This is a genomic window from Streptomyces sp. HNM0645 (assembly GCF_030056615.1).
GTDB classification, from domain to species: Bacteria; Actinomycetota; Actinomycetes; order Streptomycetales; family Streptomycetaceae; genus Streptomyces; species Streptomyces marianii.
This window is the reverse complement of the sequence record NZ_JASHLT010000015.1, coordinates 101,300-118,841: the sequence shown is the minus strand read 5'-3', so window position 1 is coordinate 118,841 and position 17,542 is coordinate 101,300. Positions and strand designations below refer to the sequence as shown.

Sequence of the window (17,542 nt, the reverse complement as noted above, 5' to 3'; positions counted from 1 at the left end):
GTGTCCTTCACCGTTTGGTTGTGACGGACCGCGCTCACGTCTGTACGTCTGCTCGCCCTGCGTACGGCTGTACTAGGACGTCCGAGCTTCTCCGCATGGTGCGGCCCCACGTTCGATTATCGCAGTGCGTGGGGGCCGGAACGGAACAGCGTGGGCTGCGGCCCATGGGTTGATGGTGGCACCCGGAGGCCGCAGAGGAGAAGCCGCCGGGTGCGAGTGCGACCCGGCGGCTTCGAGGTTTCGAGAGTCGAGGGGTCAGCCCGCCACCCGTACGGCGAGCGCGTCGCCGATCTCGTCGGTGGTGCGGGGGCTGCCTCCCCCTGAGCCCGAGCCGGGGCGGGGCCCCCGTCGGTCCGCCAGGTCGGCGGCGACGGCGTCCTCGATACGGACGGCCTCGGCCTCGTGACCGAGGTGGCGCAGGAGGAGGGCGACGGACAGGATCGTGGCCGTGGGGTCGGCCTTTCCGGTGCCGGCGATGTCGGGCGCGGAGCCGTGGACGGGCTCGAACATCGACGGGAATTCACCCGTCGGATTGATGTTCCCGGAGGCGGCCAGGCCGATACCGCCGGTCACGGCGGCGGCGAGGTCCGTGAGGATGTCACCGAAAAGGTTGTCGGTGACGATGACGTCGAAGCGCTCGGGCTGGGTGACGAAGAAGATCGTCGCGGCGTCGACATGCAGATAGTCGGTGGTGACCGCGGGGTACTCCCGGGCGACCTCGTCGAAGATCTTCTTCCACATGTGGCCCGCGTGGACGAGGACGTTGTTCTTGTGGACCAGCGTCAGCTTCCTGCGGGGGCGGGCGTCGGCCCGCGCGAACGCGTCCCTGACGACCCGCTCGACGCCGTACGCCGTGTTGACGCTGACCTCGGTGGCGACCTCAGCCGGCGTGCCCGTGCGCAGGGATCCGCCGTTGCCGGTGTAGGGGCCCTCGGTGCCTTCGCGGACGACCACGAAGTCGATCTCGGGGCGGCCGGCCAGCGGGGTCGCGGTGTTCGGGAAGAGCTTGGAGGGACGCAGGTTGACGTAGTGGTCGAAGGCGAACCGCAGCTTGAGCAGCAGCCCCCGCTCCAGGACGCCGGACGGCACGGACGGGTCGCCGATCGCTCCCAGGAGGATCGCGTCGTGCCGCCTGAGGGAGTCCAGCTCCGCGTCCGGGAGGGTCTCGCCGGTGCGGTGCCAGCGCTTGGCGCCGAGGTCGTACTCCTGGGTCTCCAGCTTCACGTCCTGAGGGAGCACGGCCGAGAGGACCTTGAGGCCCTGGGCCACGACCTCCTGGCCGATGCCGTCGCCGGGGATCACTGCGAGATTGAGGCTGCGAGACATATCCGCACCGTACTCCCCGTCCCATCGGATGACACTCGATGTCCATCATGCGGACGCGTCGCGCGGCCTGCCCGGCACCCGGTCCGGTGGGGCCGGTGACCCCCGGGCGCCACCGGCCGGTCTCCGGTCAGTGGCCGGTCTCGCCGCCGTTGTCCCTGCGGTCGAGGGCGCGCTGCAGGGCGGCGGCGGCGTTCGCGGCGGCGCTCCTGCGGTCGGACTCGCTCACCCGGGGCGCGTGACGGACGCGGCGGCGGAGAAGGGTCTGCTCGGACATGGTCGACTCCTTGAGATCGGGAACGATCGAAGGCGCCGGAAGGGGCGGGGAGCGGGCCGCAGGGGTTGCCTGCCTCGGGGCTCCGGCTCGGCCGCCATTCGCTGGATCGAGCGAGACGTTCGGCTCCTACAAAGCTAAGGGAGCGGGGCCTCACTGTCTCCACAATTAGTCGGACTTCCTACTATCTGAGACGCGATCTTGAAGAACCGCTGGTGGGGAGGGCGCATCCGGAAGCGTCCCGGCAGCTCCGGCGAACGGACGACGGGGAGGGTCAACTGGGCCCGCGCCCCCGGCGACTGACGGGTCAGAGCACGTCGCCGTCCCGCCAGTCGAAGAGCAAGGAGGCCGCATCGGGCTCCGGGAAGGGCCGTCCGGACGGCTGCCGGAGAAAGGTGGAGCCCTCCTCGTCCGGGAGAGGGACGACGCCGTCGGGGCCGAGGGTCCCGATCCGGCCGCGCCACAGCCGCCAGCCGCGGGAGCGGTACAGCTCCGCACCGTCGTCGGAAGCCGAGAGCGCGCCGAGTTCGTACGCTCCGTCGATCACCCTCTCCAGGGCGCCCATCACCCGCCCGCCCAGCCCGTGGCGCCGGCGGTCGGCCCGGACGGCGACCGCCTCGACATAGCCGACGCGGTACGAGCGTCCGCCGTGCACCACCCGGCGCATGATCACACTGCCATGGGCGGCGAGGCCGTCCCGGTCGCGGATGAAGGCGTGGACACCGCCGAGGCCGTGGGACCAGTCGTCGTCGTCGAAGTCGCCGTCGAAGGCGGCGTCGAGCAGGGCGCGGATCTCACCGAGGGCGGCTTCGGACAGCTGGTAGGTGTGGGCCGTGCGCAGCGACCCGGTCGTGTTGTCCGTCATGCGGGCAACTCTGTCAGTCCCGGGCGGCCCCACTCCTTCCGAGGCCCGTCCCGGAGTCGGTAATCCGCCACCTCCGGGGGCGGGTCGGGCCCACCGCTGCCGCGCTCCCAGCCGCCGCACGCGACGAGCCGCCCGGCCTGCACAGGGACGCCCCGGCCGATCCGGACCCCGCGCGAACGGCCCGGTCCGCCGCCGTGCGTGCGAACCGGCCGCCGGCCGGACCCGGGCCGGGTCCTGGGCCCCTGACCGGGCCCCGCTCCGCGCGGCGCGCGCCCCGACGCCGCGTCCTACCGGGAAGTGGCCTTCTCCAGCTCGCGGGCGACCCGCCCGACCCAGCCGGTGAACTCCTCGCGGTGGTGCGCCTCACCGCCGCACAGCGCGGCGACCTGCGGATCCGTGATCCGGTCAGGTCCCGCCGCCTCCAGGAGCCGGTGCAGCTCCTTCATCACGGAAGCGAGTCGCTGCGCATCGGAGTGCTCGATGGCGTCGACCCCGTGACCGGGACCGAGGGTGGTGGAACCAGGCATGGCGTGCCTCCTCGCGCGGAACCCCTCCCCAGCAGCCTAAGCCCGCTCCCGGCCGGTCGCCGGACGTGAGCCGCCCCCGGCCGGTCTGTGGGGGACCGGCGGGGGGCGGTGTTCACGGAGCCGGGCCGTGCGGCCCGGCACGCGGGGCGTCAGCCCATGTGCGGGTAGCCGTACTCGGTCGGCGGGACCAGCGTCTCCTTGATCGCGCGGGTCAGCGTCCAGCGCATCAGGTTCTGCGGAGCGCCCGCCTTGTCGTTGGTGCCGGAGGCACGGCCGCCGCCGAAGGGCTGCTGGCCGACGACGGCGCCGGTCGACTTGTCGTTGATGTAGAAGTTGCCCGCGGCGTAGCGGAGCTTGTCCATCGTGTACGCCGTCGCCGCACGGTCACCGGAGATGACCGAGCCGGTCAGCGCGTACGCCGACACCGACTCCATCTGCTCCAGCATCTCCTCGTACCTGTCGTCCTCGTAGACGTGCACCGCGAGGAACGGGCCGAAGTACTCGGTGGTGAAGACCTCGCTCGAAGGGTCCGTGCACTCGACGACCGTGGGACGGACGAACCAGCCCTCGGAGTCGTCGTACGTGCCTCCGGCGACGATCGTGCAGTTCGGGTCTTCCTTCGCACGGTCGATCGCGGCCTTGTTCTTGGCGAAGGCGCGCTCGTCGATGACGGCGCCGATGAAGTTCGTCAGGTCGGTGACGTCACCCATCCTGATGCCGTCGACCTCGGTCGCGAACTCCTCCTTGAAGCCCGAGTTCCAGATGGAGGCCGGGATGTACGCACGCGATGTCGCGGAGCACTTCTGGCCCTGGAACTCGAAGGCGCCGCGGGTCAGCGCGGTCTTCAGGATCGCGCGGTCGGCGCTCGGGTGCGCGACCACGAAGTCCTTGCCGCCGGTCTCGCCGACGATGCGCGGGTAGGAGCGGTACTTCTCGATGTTGTTGCCGACCGTCTTCCACAGGTGCTGGAAGGTCCGGGTCGAGCCGGTGAAGTGGATACCGGCCAGGTCGGGGTGGTTCAGCGCGACCTCGGAGACGGCGATGCCGTCGCCCGTGACCAGGTTGATGACGCCCTTGGGCAGCCCGGCCTCCTCCAGCAGCTCCATGAGGAGCACGGCGGCGTGGGTCTGGGTCGGGGACGGCTTCCAGAGCACCACGTTGCCCATCAGGGCCGGGGCGGTGGGCAGGTTGCCGGCGATGGCCGTGAAGTTGAACGGCGTGATCGCGTAGACGAAGCCCTCCAGCGGGCGGTGGTCCAGCCGGTTCCACACACCCGGCGAGTTGGCCGGCGGCTGCTCGGCCAGGATCTGGCGGGCGTAGGCGACGTTGAACCGCCAGAAGTCGATGAGCTCGCAGGGAGTGTCGATCTCGGCCTGCTGCGCGGTCTTCGACTGGCCCAGCATCGTGGAGGCGGCCAGGGTCTCGCGCCAGGGACCGGCCAGCAGCTCGGCGGCGCGCAGGATGATCGCGGCGCGGTCGTCGAACGACATCGCGCGCCACGCCGGGGCGGCGGCGAGGGCCGCGTCGATCGCGTCCTGCGCGTCCTGCCGGGTGGCGCCCCGGAAGGTGCCGATGACGGCCTGGTGGTTGTGCGGCTGGACGACCTTGAACTCCTCCCCGCCGCCCATGCGCTTCTCGCCGCCGATGGTCATCGGGAGGTCGATGGGGTTCTCGGCCAGCTCCTTGAGCTTGGCCTCCAGCCGGGCGCGCTCGGCCGAACCGGGAGCGTAGCCGTGCACCGGCTCGTTGACGGGGGTGGGGACCTGGGTCACAGCGTCCATGGCTACCTCTTCCGAGTGAATGGATGACTCCAGCCGGGAGGAGCTGAAGCGGTGGCATGTGTCGAGTCGCGGTCAGGGCTTGACCACCACGCGCTCGCTGCGGCGGGCGAGTGGGAAGACCCTCGGGGCGGAGTCACGAGTTCCGTGACTCCCCTGCGCGGAAAGGGGTCCGGCTCGGTCGGCCGAAAGGCGGCGGCTGTCACCATCCGGCAGGCGTCTGGGTGGTGGCAGTCGAGGCTCCCTCTCCGCATCAGTTCTTGGTGATCATCGAGCGGACGAAGAACAACAGGTTGGCCGGCTTCTCGGCGAGGCGGCGCATGAAGTAGCCGTACCAGTCGGTCCCGTACGCGGTGTACACCCGCATCCGGTGGCCCCCGGCCGCCAACCGCAGGTGCTCGTCGCTCCGGATCCCGTACAGCATCTGGAACTCGTACTCGTCCAGTTTGCGCCCGGCGCGGCGCGCGAGCTCCTGGCTGACGGAGATGAGTCGCGGGTCGTGGGACCCGATCATCGGGTATCCCGTGCCCTCCATGAGGATCTTCAGGATACGGACGTACGCCTTGTCGACCTCGGCCTTGTCCTGGTAGGCGACGGGGGCCGGCTCCTTGTACGCGCCTTTGACGATACGCACGCGGCTGCCGTTGGCGGCGAGGCGGCGGGCGTCCTCCTCCGTGCGGAAGAGATAGGCCTGGATCACGCAACCGGTCTGCGGGAAGTCCCTCCGCAGCTCCTCGTGGATGGCGAACATCGAGTCCAGGGTGGTGTGGTCCTCGGCGTCCAGGGTGACCGTGGTGCCGATCGCGGCGGCGGCCTCGACGACCGGGCGGACGTTCTCGAGCGCCAGCTCGTGGCCGCCCTCCAGGGACTGGCCGAACATCGAGAGCTTGACCGACATCTCGGCCCTGGTGCCCAGGCCCAGGGGCTCGAGGTGCTCGACCAGCCGTAGATAGGCGTCGCGCGCGGCGGTCGCCTGCTCACGGTTGGTGATGTCCTCGCCCACCACGTCCAGGGTGACCTCGAGGCCCGTGGCGGTGAGGTCGGCGACGATCGGGATGACCTGATCGACCGTCTCTCCGGGGATGAAGCGGTCGACGACCTGCTTCGTCATCGGCGCGGCCGAGACGAGACGACGCATCCTGTCGCTGCGTGACGCGGCGAGGATCACGGGACCCAGCACGGGCACCTCCACGGAACACGGGTAGCAGGGGGCCGGAACCGACTGCGCGGTGTACGGCACGGATAACCACCGTGAAACCTAAATATCGCTCCGACGGCGGGCCATCGACACCTGTCACGCATCCAGCCGCACCTCTTCAGACATTTGTCTGAAGAGGTGTCCCTCCGATGGGAGAATGTCCGGGTGAAGGGCGATTACCAGGAACTGGTGGACGAGATATCGGGGCTGCTGGGCGCCCCGGCGACCCTGGAGAACCGGGATTTCGGACTGATCGCCTTCGGCGCGCACGACGGCGACGACGACAGCGCCATGGACCCCGTGCGCACCCGCTCGATCCTCACCAGGAAGTCCACCCCCGCGGTGCGCTCCTGGTTCGAGGGCTTCGGCATCACCCGGGCGACCGGCCCGGTGCGGATCCCGGCCGCCCCTGAGGCCGGAGTCTTCCGGGACCGGATCTGCCTCCCCGTCCGCCATCGTGGGATCGTCCTCGGCTACGTGTGGCTGCTCGACTCCCGGCCCGGGCCGACGGCCGGGCAGCTGACCTCGGCCATGCAGGTGACCGACCGGATCGGCGCCCTGCTCGCCGACGAGGAACGGGCGGGCACGGATCTGTCCCGGGAGTTCCGCGCCGTGCTCACCGCCGAGCGCGGCTGGCAGTACGACATGGCCCTCGCGGCCCTCCGCACAGCGCTCGGGCCTGCCGCCGAAGGGCTCCACACCGTGGTGTGCATGGCCCCGTGGTCCTCCGGGGACGCCCCGTCGGCCCGTGCCGTCGCCGGGGCGTCGGCCCTGTGCACGGTGCCCTGGCCCGCCGGCTCCGCCGGGCCCCAGGCGGAAGACGGTGCCCCCGCCGGCCCCGGCGAGCCGGGCCACGGTGCCACGGCCTCGCCGGGAAGGACCAGGAAGGGCGGACGCGGCGGACCGAAGCCGGACGAGGGGTCCCGTGTCGCGGACCCGGCCGGCGGCGGTGCGGACGGGCATGCCCTCGCCGTCCTGGTGCGCCTGCGCGCCGCCGATGTGCTCGCACCCGCTCTCACCGCGGCCGGCCGGCTCTCGGAGGACGCCGCATCGGTCGCCGCGGGCATCGCCCTCCCGCGCCGGGGCATGGACGACCTCGCCGCCTCCTGGCGGGAGGCCGCCTCGGCCGCACGCGCCGTCCTCGCCGAGCCCGGGCTCGGTCCGGTCGCCGACTGGTCTTCGATCGGCCCGTACCGACTGCTGACCGCGCTGCCCCCGGGCCGGTCCCGCGACCCCTCGGCCGCGGCGCTGCTCAAGCCTGCGCATGCCGAACTCGCCCGTACCGCCGAGCTGTTCCTGGACTGCGCCGGTCAGGCGGGCCGTGCGGCCTCCGCTCTCGGCATCCACCGCCAGACCCTCTACTACCGCCTGTCCCGGGTCGAGCAGCTCACCGGGCTCGATCTCGACGACGGCGAGGACCGGCTGCTGCTGCACATGGCGCTGAAGGCCGCCCGGCTGTGACCCGTTTCCAGGATCCGCGACTTCGTCAGCAGCGATGGCAGTTCGTTGGCAGTGGACTATCGAATCCGCGGTCCCGTTGGCAATGACTACATCCAGCAGGGATCTTCGTTGGGGCTCTTCCCCAACTTCTCCAGGTGCACGTGGTCGGGGTCATACCTGGCCCTGAGCCCGGTGCCGCTTCGTGTACGACCAGGTCACGGCCGTCATCAATGCCGGGATGGCGAACAGCGGGGCGAAGGCGAAGCCCCAGACGGTCTGTGCCGTACCACTTGACATGTACGTCTGGCTCTCGACGGTGAAGGCAGCCACGAGTTGCCCCAGTGCCACCAGGACCAAGACGGCCGAGGCGGTCCAGGCCAGCGCGGCGAGTGTTCGGGGGCGCAGTGGCCGCCACCGGTCGCTCACAAGTAGCAGCGGGAACAGGGCGGCCACCTCGGCGACGACGGAGAGCCCGACGACGTACGCGATACCCCATCCCGGGATGTCGAAGACGTCGCGCAGGACCTCGTCGCTGTAGCCGACGTAGACACCGGATGCCATGGCGATGCGCCAGAGACCGGACGGGACGGCGCAGAGGGCGATGGCGTGGGCGGCGCGGCGGGCCCAGACGGGCGCGGGGGCGGTAGAGACGGCGGGGAGCGGAGCGGGCGCTGTCGTCATGACCTCCATGCTGGCCGTGGACGTGGCAGCCGCGCATCGTCCACTACGGCGGGTCGTCTCCACCGTGCGGCGGAGGGCGCACCCTGCTCAGGTCGTAGCTCAGCAGGGTGCGCCCTCCGCCAAAACCGGCGATCAGCCAGACCATGGAGCCTCACTCGCTGTCACGGGCACGACCGAGGAGGTACCACTGATTGTCAGTGAGCGACCGACTTCAGCACGGTCAACTGCGCGCGGATTCCGCGTTTCGGCAGGAACCTCTGCCATCGGAGTCGTGGACCCTACACCGTTTGCAGGATCCGCGACTCCGTCGGCAAGGAAGGCGGCTCGTGAGCAGTGGACCGGAGGATCCGCGATCCCGTTGACGACGACTACGTCTGGGGACCCGCCAGAAGCTCTTTCGATCTTCGTTCAGCCCGCGTCGCTCGTCCTCCGTGCGGTTCCGACATGGCGGTACGCACGGCGGGGCAGCGCCCGCCGTGCCCCCGGCCCCGGGTGCGACGGAGCCCCTCCCGCAGCACCCGGCGAACTGGACCTCACGTCGTATCAAGTCGGCAGCGCTGCGGGCCGGAGAGTTGCCGCACCCCGCACAAGCAAGTGCAGCCCGGCCGATGACACGATTCCGCGCATGACCGATGCCCGGGAAGTGATCTGCCGTCCCCACCCGAACCGCGGCCTGTGGTTCATCCTCGGACTCGGGGCGGCCGGGGCGATCCTGGCCGCGGTGCGCGTGGCGTACCTGGGCAGGCTCGTGGACCCGTGGGCATACGGGGGCCTGCTTGTCGCGTCGGTGGGGTTCGCGTGCCTCCACGGGGCCACCGCCCGGGTGAGCGCCGACGCGTACGGCCTGCACTCCCGGACGCTGCTGCGCCGCCGGAGCCTGCCCTGGCACGACGTCGCCGACCTGCGCGTGTACCTCCAGCACGGACGCCACCAGGACATCCGTCGCGTCAGCGTGGTGCTGCGAAACGGACGCAGTCGGCGCCTGCCGCTGCCGTGGAGCGGGTCCATCGACGTCCGCTCGGACTTCGACGCGGAGCTGGACGCGCTCCGCGCGGTGCACCGCCGATACGGCGCCCCGGAGTCAAGCCACGTCCCCGTCATCTCGTACCGCACCGCCGGGCGCGGCTCGGCCGTGTGGCTGGTTCTGTGCGCGCTGCTGCTCGCGGGCGCCGGGCTGGCCGCCTGGTTCGTGCCGATCGCCGAGTCGGGGAAGCCGGCGTGGCGGTCGGCCACCCCGTGCACCACGGAGACGGCGGAGCCCGGCGAGTGCCTGACCACCGTGCCGGCCGTGATCGCGCGGACGGAGGTCGGCACCGGGAAGGAGCGCAGCTGGCTGTACTTCGCCGACGGCCGGCCGTTGAGGCGGCTCGCGGTCTCGCAGGAAGGCGCCCAGGGGTTCCAGCCCGGCGACAGCGTCGAACTGGCCATCTGGCGCAGCCAGGTGAGGGAGGTCGCCGGAGAGCACCACGTGTGGCGCGAGCACTTCACCGGCGCCGGAGAACTGGCCGTCATCGCGGCCGCGTGCGCCCTCGCCGCGGGCTATCCCGGCGCCCGGGTGCTGCTGCGTCTGCGCGGGCGCCGGCTGCCCGACGACGAGGTCCTTCCGTCGGCCCTTCCCTTCGCGGGTGCGCTCGTCGGTACGTCCCTGTGGCTGCTACCGCTCTGCTACCTCCACCCCGCGTCCCTCCTCGCCTCGCCCGTAGCGATCACGTGGGCGGCCGCGGGCTCGCTTGCCTCGCTGGGCCTCTTCACCTGGGCCTGGCGAGCCACCCGCGTCCTTACTCCCGAGGAGGCCGCAGCAGCCGAAGTGACCCGAGAGTCCCCCGAGGAGGTGTTCCTGGCCGCTCGCTTCCTGGAGCACACCGACTACAACCCGAACGGCTTCGGCACCCACATCGTCCTCGGAGACGGCCCGCCCGCGGTGACACCCCACCCTGGCCCGGACCGGTTCGCGGCGAAACGGATCCCGGTGGAGCGGCTCACCGTCAAGGAGGTGCGGCGCGCCCGGGGCGGCGACGGCGACACCGTCCCCAGAAGCTGGCACATCGCCGAACTCGACGACGCGGGCAGGCCGGTCCGCCTCGCGGCCGCCCCGGCCGACCTGACCCGCATCATCCGCAAGCTGGGCGCTGCGGGCGGAGCGGCGGGGTGAGGCCACCGCGTCCCCGACAGAGGCACTGACCTGCAGAAACGCTACTTCCGGGGAGTCCCGTCCCCCTTCGGGTGAACGGCGCATGACGGTGATCGGGGCAGGGCAGCTTGATCGCGTCCTCCCGTCGCCAGGGACGGGGTCCGTCACCGCACTCCGGGAACCGCCATGCTCCACAGGTCCGCCCTGCCCGCCGCCGCACTCGCCGCCGCCCTCTCCCCCGCACTGCTCTCCGCCCCGGCGGGCGCGGTCCCCGTCGCGCCCGCCGCCCCCGGCCAGGTCTGCTTCTGGACCGGGGCCGGACAGCACGGCACCGGATGGTGCTACAGCCCACCGGGCTACCGGGACGTCCCCGGCTTCCTGCACGACAACGCCGCCTCCTTCCGTTCCGACGTCAACCGCGACGTGTACGCGATCGACTGGGCCCGCGGCACCTGCTACGCCCGGCTGATCCGCCCCTACGACCACAGCGACAACTGGTCCTGGGGAACCCGGATCGACGGCGTCGCCGACACCGATCAAGGCTGCGAGGCCGGCTGAGCCGTGCGTGCCCTGCGAACCGCGTGCGCCGCCGTCGCGGCCCTCGTCCTCGCCGGATGCGCGGCCGGGGCCGCCCGGTCCGCCCCGGACCCGCCGGCGAACGGACGGGAACGGGCCGCACTGATCCGGTACGCGCAGAAGGTCCTGGTGGACCGGTGTCTCGCCGAACGGGGCCTCACCACAACGGGCAAGCCCTCGTCGCCGGAGGAGAGCGGGCGGCTCCAGGCCGCGCTCTTCGGCGCGGGTCCCACGGAGCTGTCCCTCACCCTGCCCACCGGCCACACCGTCCGCGCCCACACGGACGGCTGTCTGGCCGCTGCCCGGCACACCCTCTACGGCGACCAGCGCCGCTGGTTCCGTGCGGAGGTGACCGTCAACAACCTGGGCGCCGAGGCCGCCGCGCGGATGCGCGCCGATCCGGCCCACCGTGCGGCCCGGGCCCGGTACATCCGCTGCCTGGACTCGGCCGGTGAGTTGCGGACCGGCGCTCGGGACAGGGCCGTTGAGCAGGGGTGCCGTCGCGGGAGCGGCCTGGCGTCGGTGGAGGCCCGGCTCGAGTCGGCCGAGCTCGCCCAGGTCCGTTCCCTCCGGCGCGACCAGCTGACCGTCCATGAGCGGCTGCGCACCAGCGCACTGCACCGCGCGGCGGAGATCTCCGCCGCGCACCACCACGGGAACACCCCAGAGAAAGGTTCTTCATCGCCATGACCGTGAAGCGCACCCTCGCCTCCGCGGCGACCGCCGTCCTCCTGCTGACCGGCGGGCTCGCCGCGGCCGCCGCACCGGCCGGCGCCGCCGACTGCCCGAGCGGTGAGTTCTGCGTCTGGGAGAACGCCGACTTCGCCGGCCAGCGCGCCAACTGGTCGGGGGACGACCACTGGTGGGAGAGCTGGATCGCCGACGAGGACTCGTCATGGGCGAACCACGGCATCTCCGGGCCCGGCATCAAGGACCACGTCAAGGTGTACTCGAGCGCCCACCTGGGCGGGCACATGACGATCTGCCTGGCACCCGGGCAGGAGGTCGGCTACAACGGCGCGGCCAACGACGACGGTGACTCCCACACCTGGGCGATGAGCTGCTGACCGACTCCCGCTGGTGTCCCCGCGCCGGGCGCGGGGACACCAGCGCTCGGATCCGCCAGGGCGGGAACGCGGCGCACCCGCCCCCGCGGACGCCCGTGCGGGACGAGCGTCGCGGAGACGGGTGCGGACCGCCTGCGGAGCCGGCCTCAGGCCGTGAGGTTCACCGAACGGGCCGAGGTGGCGCCGATCTCCTCGGCGATCTCGTTGAGCACGTTCTGCGGCACGGTGTCGTCGACGGTGAGCACGACCAGCGCCTCGCCGCCCTCCTCCTGACGCGAGACCTGCATTCCGGCGATGTTGAGCCCGGCCTCGCCGAGGATGCGGCCGACGGTGCCGACGACGCCCGGACGGTCCTCGTAGCGCGCGACGACCATGTGGTCCGCCAGCGCCAGGTCGATGTCGTAGTCGCCGACGGCCACGATCTTCTGCAGGTGCTTGGGTCCGGCCAGGGTGCCGGAGACGGCGACCTCCTCACCGCCCGACAGCGTGCCGCGCACCGTCACCACGTTCCGGTGGTCCGGGGACTCCGAGCTGGTGGTGAGCCGGACCTCGACGCCGCGCTCCTGCGCGAACAGCGGGGCGTTCACATACGACACGGTCTCGTCGATGACGTCCTCGAACACGCCCTTCAGCGCGGAGAGTTCGAGCACCTTCACATCGTGCTGGGTGATCTCGCCGTACACCTCGACGTCGAGCCGGACCGCGACCTCGCCCGCCAGCGCGGTGAAGATCCGGCCGAGCTTCTCGGCGAGCGGCAGACCGGGGCGGACGTCCTCGGCGATGACGCCGCCCTGGACGTTGACCGCGTCCGGTACCAGCTCGCCGGCGAGGGCGAGACGGACGGACTTGGCGACCGCGATACCCGCCTTCTCCTGGGCCTCGTCCGTGGACGCGCCGAGGTGCGGAGTGCAGACGACCTGGTCGAACTGGAACAGCGGGGAGTCCGTGCACGGCTCCTTCGCGTACACGTCCAGGCCCGCGCCCGCGACCCGGCCCTCCTTGAGCGCGCTGGCCAGCGCCTCCTCGTCGACGATCCCGCCGCGCGCGGCGTTGACGATACGGACGGTCGGCTTCACCCGGTGCAGCGCCTCGTCGCCGATGAGGCCCAGCGTCTCGGGGGTCTTGGGAAGGTGGACGGTGATGAAGTCCGAGACTTCGAGCAGTTCGTCCAGCGAGAGCAGCTTGACGCCCATCTGCGCGGCGCGTGCGGGCTGTACGTAGGGGTCGTACGCGACGATCTTCATGCCGAAGGCGGACATCCGCTGGGCTACCAGCACGCCGATGCGGCCGAGGCCGACGACGCCGAGGATCTTCTCGCTGAGCTCCACGCCCGTGTACTTCGAGCGCTTCCACTCGCCGTTCTTCAGCGCGGTGTTGGCCTGCGGGATGTTGCGCGCGGTGGCGACGATCAGACCGCAGGCGAGCTCGGCGGCGGTCACGATGTTGGACGTCGGTGCGTTGACGACCATGACACCGGCCTTGGTGGCCGCGGAGACGTCCACGTTGTCCAGGCCGACTCCGGCTCGGGCCACCACCCTGAGCTTCCTGGCGGCGGCGATGGCCTCGGCGTCGACCTTGGTGGCGGACCGCACCAGCACGGCGTCGACATCGGCGATGGCGGGGATCAGCTCGGCGCGGTCCGCGCCGTTGCAGTGCCGGATCTCGAAGTCCGGACCGAGCGCGTCCACGGTGGCGGGCGACAGCTCTTCGGCAATGAGTACAACGGGTTTACGGGGCGCAGTGCTCACGTGAGTCCTCACTGGTCCAATGCGGACGGCCGTCCCGACGGCCGCTGGCGGTGGAGGGGCTAGCCGCGTGGAAGACGCACGACGCTGTGGGCCTGACCTGACGCGTATGTACTGACCACTCTAGTGGTGCGGGAGGGCGTCTTTTCCGCCTTCGCGGAAGGATCACCCATCCGGGTTGGACTTGCTGTCCAACGGTGGTCCCGGGATGCGGCGCGAGGAGCTCAGGGAAACCGCCGCGGAACCCTGGACGACGTGCGGCGGGCCCCCGGAGGGCCCGCCGCACCGAGGCTCACGCCTCCTCGTTGTCCACCCAGCTCATGAGCTTGCGCAGCTCCTTGCCGGTGGTCTCCAGCAGGTGGTTCTCGTCCTGCTTCTTGTACTCGTTGTACTTCTTCAGACCGCCGTGGTACTCGTCCATCCAGTTCTTGGCGAAGGTGCCGTCCTGGATCTCGCCGAGGACCTTCTTCATCTCGGCCTTGGTCTGGTCGGTGATGATGCGGGGACCGGTCACGTAGTCGCCCCACTCGGCGGTCTCGGAAACGGACCAGCGCATCTTCTCCAGGCCGCCCTCGTACATGAGGTCCACGATCAGCTTCAGCTCGTGGAGGCACTCGAAGTAGGCGATCTCCGGCTGGTAGCCGGCCTCGACCAGGGTCTCGAAGCCCGCCTTGACCAGCGCGGCGGTGCCGCCGCAGAGCACGGCCTGCTCACCGAACAGGTCGGTCTCGGTCTCCTCGGTGAAGGTGGTCTTGATGACGCCGGCGCGGGTGCCGCCGATGCCCTTGGCGTACGAGAGCGCCAGCGCGAAGGCGTTGCCGGTCGCGTCCTGCTCGACACCGGCGATGCACGGAACACCGCGGCCCTCCTCGTACTGGCGGCGCACCAGGTGGCCGGGGCCCTTGGGGGCGACGAGCGCGACGTCCACGCCGGCCGGCGGCTTGATGAAGCCGTACCGGATGTTGAGGCCGTGGCCGAAGAAGAGCGCGTCGCCGTCCTTCAGGTTGTCCTTGACGGACTCCTCGTACACCTGGGCCTGGATCGGGTCCGGGACCAGGATCATGATGACGTCGGCCTCGGCGGCGGCCTCCGACGGCGTCACCACGCGCAGGCCCTGCTCCTCGGCCTTGGCCTTGGACTTGGACCCCTCGTGCAGACCGACGCGGACGTCCACACCGGAGTCACGGAGCGACAGCGCGTGGGCGTGGCCCTGGCTGCCGTAGCCGATGACCGCGACCTTGCGGCCCTGGATGATGGACAGGTCGGCGTCGTCGTCGTAGAACAGCTCGGCCACTGGGTTTCTCCTTGGGTGTTCCGGTGTTGCGTCCCACCGTACGGCGGGGAGCGATGAGGGGGTCTGGGGGTCTCGCCATCCGGGCGGCCCGCCCGGATGGCGGCCGGGTCCGTGTGTCAGGCGCTGCGCTCGAGGGCTCGCAGGCTGCGGTCCGTGATGGACCGGGCGCCGCGCCCTATGGCGATCGTGCCGGACTGGACGAGTTCCTTGATGCCGAACTGCTCCAGCATCTTCAGCATGGCCTCGAGCTTGTCACTCGAACCGGTGGCCTCGATCGTGACGGCCTCGGGCGAGACGTCCACGGTCTTGGCGCGGAACAGCTGGACGATCTCCACGATCTGGGAGCGGGTCTCGTTGTCCGCGCGGACCTTCACCAGGACGAGTTCGCGCTGGATCGCGGCGCTGGGCTCCAGCTCGACGATCTTCAGCACGTTGACCAGCTTGTTCAGCTGCTTGGTCACCTGTTCCAGCGGCAGGTCCTCGACATTGACCACGATGGTGATCCGGGAGATGTCGGGGTGCTCGGTGACCCCGACGGCGAGCGAGTCGATGTTGAAGCCGCGGCGGGAGAAGAGCGCCGCGATCCTGGCGAGGATGCCGGGAGTGTTCTCCACCAGGACGGAGAGCGTGTGCTTGGACATGGTCGTCGTGTCTCTCTCTTCGCTCAGTCGTCTTCGTTGTCGCCGAAGTCGGGGCGGACGCCCCGCGCGGCCATGACCTCGTCGTTGGAGGTGCCGGCGGCGACCATCGGCCACACCATGGCGTCCTCGTGGACGATGAAGTCGATCACGACGGGGCGGTCGTTGATGGCGTTGGCCTCGGCGATGACCTTGTCCAGCTCGGCCGGGTCCTCGCAGCGCAGGGCGACGCAGCCCATGGCCTCGGAGAGTTTCACGAAGTCCGGGATGCGGGTGCCCTTGCGGGGGGTCTGGCTGGCGCCGACCTGCGAGCCGATCGTGCGGTGCCCGGTCTCGTCGGAGTGCAGGACGGTGCTGGAGTAGCGCTCGTTGTAGAACAGGGTCTGCCACTGGCGGACCATGCCCAGCGCACCGTTGTTGATGATCGCGACCTTGATCGGGATCCCGTTCAGGGCGCAGGTGACCAGCTCCTGGTTGGTCATCTGGAAGCAGCCGTCGCCGTCGATCGCCCACACGGCGCGGTCCGGCATGCCCGCCTTGGCGCCCATGGCGGCCGGAACGGCGTAGCCCATGGTCCCGGCGCCGCCGGAGTTGAGCCAGGTGGCCGGCTTCTCGTAGTCGATGAAGTGCGCGGCCCACATCTGGTGCTGGCCGACGCCGGCGGCGAAGATCGTGTTCTCCGGCGCGAGCCGACCGATCCGCTGGATGACCTGCTGCGGCGAGAGGCTGCCGTCCTCGGGCAGGTCGTAGCCCAGCGGGTAGGTCTCGCGCCAGCGGTTGAGGTCCTGCCACCAGGCGGTGTAGTCGCCGGTGTTGCCCTCGCCGTACTCGGCCTGGACAGCCTGGACCAGATCGGCGATGACCTCGCGGGCGTCACCCACGATCGGGACGTCCGCAGCCCGGTTCTTGCCGATCTCGGCCGGGTCGATGTCGGCATGGACGATCTTGGCGAACGGGGCGAAGCTGTCCAGTTTTCCGGTGACGCGGTCGTCGAAGCGGGCACCGAGGGCGACGATCAGGTCGGCCTTCTGCAGCGCGGTGACGGCGGTGACCGAACCGTGCATGCCCGGCATCCCCACGTGCAGCGGGTGGCTGTCGGGGAACGCGCCCAGCGCCATCAGGGTGGTGGTGACGGGGGCCTTGGTGAGCTCCGCGAGGACCTTCAGCTCGGCGGTGGCGCGGGCCTTGAGGACCCCGCCGCCGACGTAGAGGACGGGGCGCTTCGCCTGGGTGATCAGCTTGGCGGCCTCGCGGATCTGCTTGGCGTGCGGCTTGGTGACCGGCCGGTAGCCGGGCAGATCCGCCTGCGGCGGCCAGCTGAAGGTGGTCCGCGCCTGGAGGGCGTCCTTGGCGATGTCGACCAGGACGGGGCCGGGGCGGCCGGTGGAGGCGATGTGGAAGGCCTCGGCGATCGTCCGCGGGATGTCCTCGGGCTTGGTGACCAGGAAGTTGTGCTTGGTGATCGGCATCGTGATGCCGACGATGTCCGCCTCCTGGAAGGCGTCCGTACCGATGGCCTTGCTGGCCACCTGACCGGTGATCGCGACGAGCGGCACGGAGTCCATGTGCGCGTCGGCGATCGGCGTGACCAGGTTGGTGGCCCCCGGGCCCGAGGTGGCCATGCACACGCCGACCTTTCCGGTGGCCTGCGCGTACCCCGTGGCCGCGTGTCCGGCGCCCTGCTCGTGCCGGACCAGGATGTGGCGCACCCTGGACGAGTCCATCAGCGGGTCGTACGCCGGGAGGATGGCCCCGCCGGGAATGCCGAACACCGTCTCGGCCCCGACCTCCTCGAGAGAACGAATGAGGGACTGCGCGCCCGTGACGTGCTCAACGGTGGCGGAGGGCTGTCCGCCGGTGCGGGCCCGCGGCTGCGGATGGTGGGCCCCGGAGGCCTGCTCGGTCATCGGCATTCTCTTCTCGAAGCTGAGGGTTTTGCGGGGGTTTGGTACTACCAGTGCAACAAAAAACCCCTCGTGCCGGGAGGCAAGCGAGGGGAGCGCGT

Annotated in this window: 16 protein-coding genes; 5 read left to right on the top strand and 11 right to left on the bottom strand. The window is 70.9% G+C overall.

All coding sequences use genetic code 11. The features are described from left to right. Positions 1-255: 255 nt before the first annotated feature. From QMZ92_RS12605 to QMZ92_RS12580, 6 genes are all read right to left on the bottom strand, one after another. A complete protein-coding gene (locus tag QMZ92_RS12605; RefSeq protein WP_283297430.1) occupies positions 256-1,326 on the bottom strand; it encodes a 3-isopropylmalate dehydrogenase in 1,071 nt (356 codons plus the stop codon). Positions 1,327-1,453: 127 nt separating this feature from the next. Continuing rightward, the gene (locus QMZ92_RS12600) at positions 1,454-1,600 is read right to left on the bottom strand and encodes a hypothetical protein (protein WP_171052904.1); all 147 of its coding nucleotides are present in this window, start codon (positions 1,598-1,600) and stop codon (positions 1,454-1,456) included. 304 nt (positions 1,601-1,904) lie between these two features. Then, entirely contained in the window at positions 1,905-2,462 is a 558-nt protein-coding gene (locus QMZ92_RS12595; protein ID WP_283297427.1) for a GNAT family N-acetyltransferase, read from the bottom strand. 287 nt (positions 2,463-2,749) lie between these two features. Further along, positions 2,750-2,989, bottom strand: a complete 240-nt coding sequence (locus QMZ92_RS12590; protein WP_283297425.1) for a hypothetical protein — start codon at positions 2,987-2,989, stop codon at positions 2,750-2,752. 149 nt (positions 2,990-3,138) lie between these two features. Further along, the gene (gene pruA, locus QMZ92_RS12585; RefSeq protein WP_283297423.1) at positions 3,139-4,770 is read right to left on the bottom strand and encodes an L-glutamate gamma-semialdehyde dehydrogenase; all 1,632 of its coding nucleotides are present in this window, start codon (positions 4,768-4,770) and stop codon (positions 3,139-3,141) included. 250 nt (positions 4,771-5,020) lie between these two features. Then, entirely contained in the window at positions 5,021-5,947 is a 927-nt protein-coding gene (locus QMZ92_RS12580) for a proline dehydrogenase family protein (RefSeq protein ID WP_283297422.1), read from the bottom strand. A gap of 183 nt (positions 5,948-6,130) precedes the next feature. Between QMZ92_RS12580 and QMZ92_RS12575 the strand changes: the two genes are divergently transcribed. Beyond that, a complete protein-coding gene (locus tag QMZ92_RS12575; RefSeq protein ID WP_283297420.1) occupies positions 6,131-7,426 on the top strand; it encodes a PucR family transcriptional regulator in 1,296 nt (431 codons plus the stop codon). A gap of 150 nt (positions 7,427-7,576) precedes the next feature. On the opposite strand, the gene QMZ92_RS12570 is transcribed toward QMZ92_RS12575, so the two are convergent. After that, the gene (locus QMZ92_RS12570; RefSeq protein WP_349307722.1) at positions 7,577-8,095 is read right to left on the bottom strand and encodes a hypothetical protein; all 519 of its coding nucleotides are present in this window, start codon (positions 8,093-8,095) and stop codon (positions 7,577-7,579) included. Between the two features lie 616 nt (positions 8,096-8,711). Here QMZ92_RS12570 and QMZ92_RS12565 point away from each other — a divergent pair. From QMZ92_RS12565 to QMZ92_RS12550, 4 genes are all read left to right on the top strand, one after another. Beyond that, complete coding sequence (locus QMZ92_RS12565) at positions 8,712-10,238, top strand: PH domain-containing protein (protein WP_283297417.1); 1,527 nt, start codon at positions 8,712-8,714, stop codon at positions 10,236-10,238. A 165-nt stretch (positions 10,239-10,403) separates the two neighbouring features. After that, positions 10,404-10,775 carry a hypothetical protein gene (locus tag QMZ92_RS12560; protein WP_283297415.1) on the top strand — a complete coding sequence of 124 codons (372 nt, stop codon included), beginning with the start codon at positions 10,404-10,406 and terminating at the stop codon, positions 10,773-10,775. A gap of 3 nt (positions 10,776-10,778) precedes the next feature. Then, complete coding sequence (locus QMZ92_RS12555; protein WP_283297414.1) at positions 10,779-11,483, top strand: hypothetical protein; 705 nt, start codon at positions 10,779-10,781, stop codon at positions 11,481-11,483. Next, on the top strand, positions 11,480-11,860 hold the full coding sequence (locus QMZ92_RS12550) for a peptidase inhibitor family I36 protein (protein WP_283297413.1): 381 nt from the start codon (positions 11,480-11,482) through the stop codon (positions 11,858-11,860). Before QMZ92_RS12555 ends, QMZ92_RS12550 begins: the two co-directional genes overlap by 4 nt. Before the next feature lie 146 nt (positions 11,861-12,006). Here the strand turns inward: QMZ92_RS12550 and serA are convergent, their stop codons facing one another. The 4 genes from serA to QMZ92_RS12530 all read right to left on the bottom strand — a co-directional run bounded on the left by serA (position 12,007) and on the right by QMZ92_RS12530 (position 17,450). Then, the gene (serA, locus tag QMZ92_RS12545; protein WP_283297412.1) at positions 12,007-13,608 is read right to left on the bottom strand and encodes a phosphoglycerate dehydrogenase; all 1,602 of its coding nucleotides are present in this window, start codon (positions 13,606-13,608) and stop codon (positions 12,007-12,009) included. Between the two features lie 289 nt (positions 13,609-13,897). Continuing rightward, positions 13,898-14,899 carry a ketol-acid reductoisomerase gene (gene ilvC / locus QMZ92_RS12540; RefSeq protein ID WP_138052993.1) on the bottom strand — a complete coding sequence of 334 codons (1,002 nt, stop codon included), beginning with the start codon at positions 14,897-14,899 and terminating at the stop codon, positions 13,898-13,900. 116 nt (positions 14,900-15,015) lie between these two features. After that, on the bottom strand, positions 15,016-15,540 hold the full coding sequence (gene ilvN, locus QMZ92_RS12535) for an acetolactate synthase small subunit (protein ID WP_093653483.1): 525 nt from the start codon (positions 15,538-15,540) through the stop codon (positions 15,016-15,018). A 23-nt stretch (positions 15,541-15,563) separates the two neighbouring features. After that, a complete protein-coding gene (locus tag QMZ92_RS12530) occupies positions 15,564-17,450 on the bottom strand; it encodes an acetolactate synthase large subunit (protein WP_283297409.1) in 1,887 nt (628 codons plus the stop codon). Between the last annotated feature and the right edge of the window lie 92 nt (positions 17,451-17,542).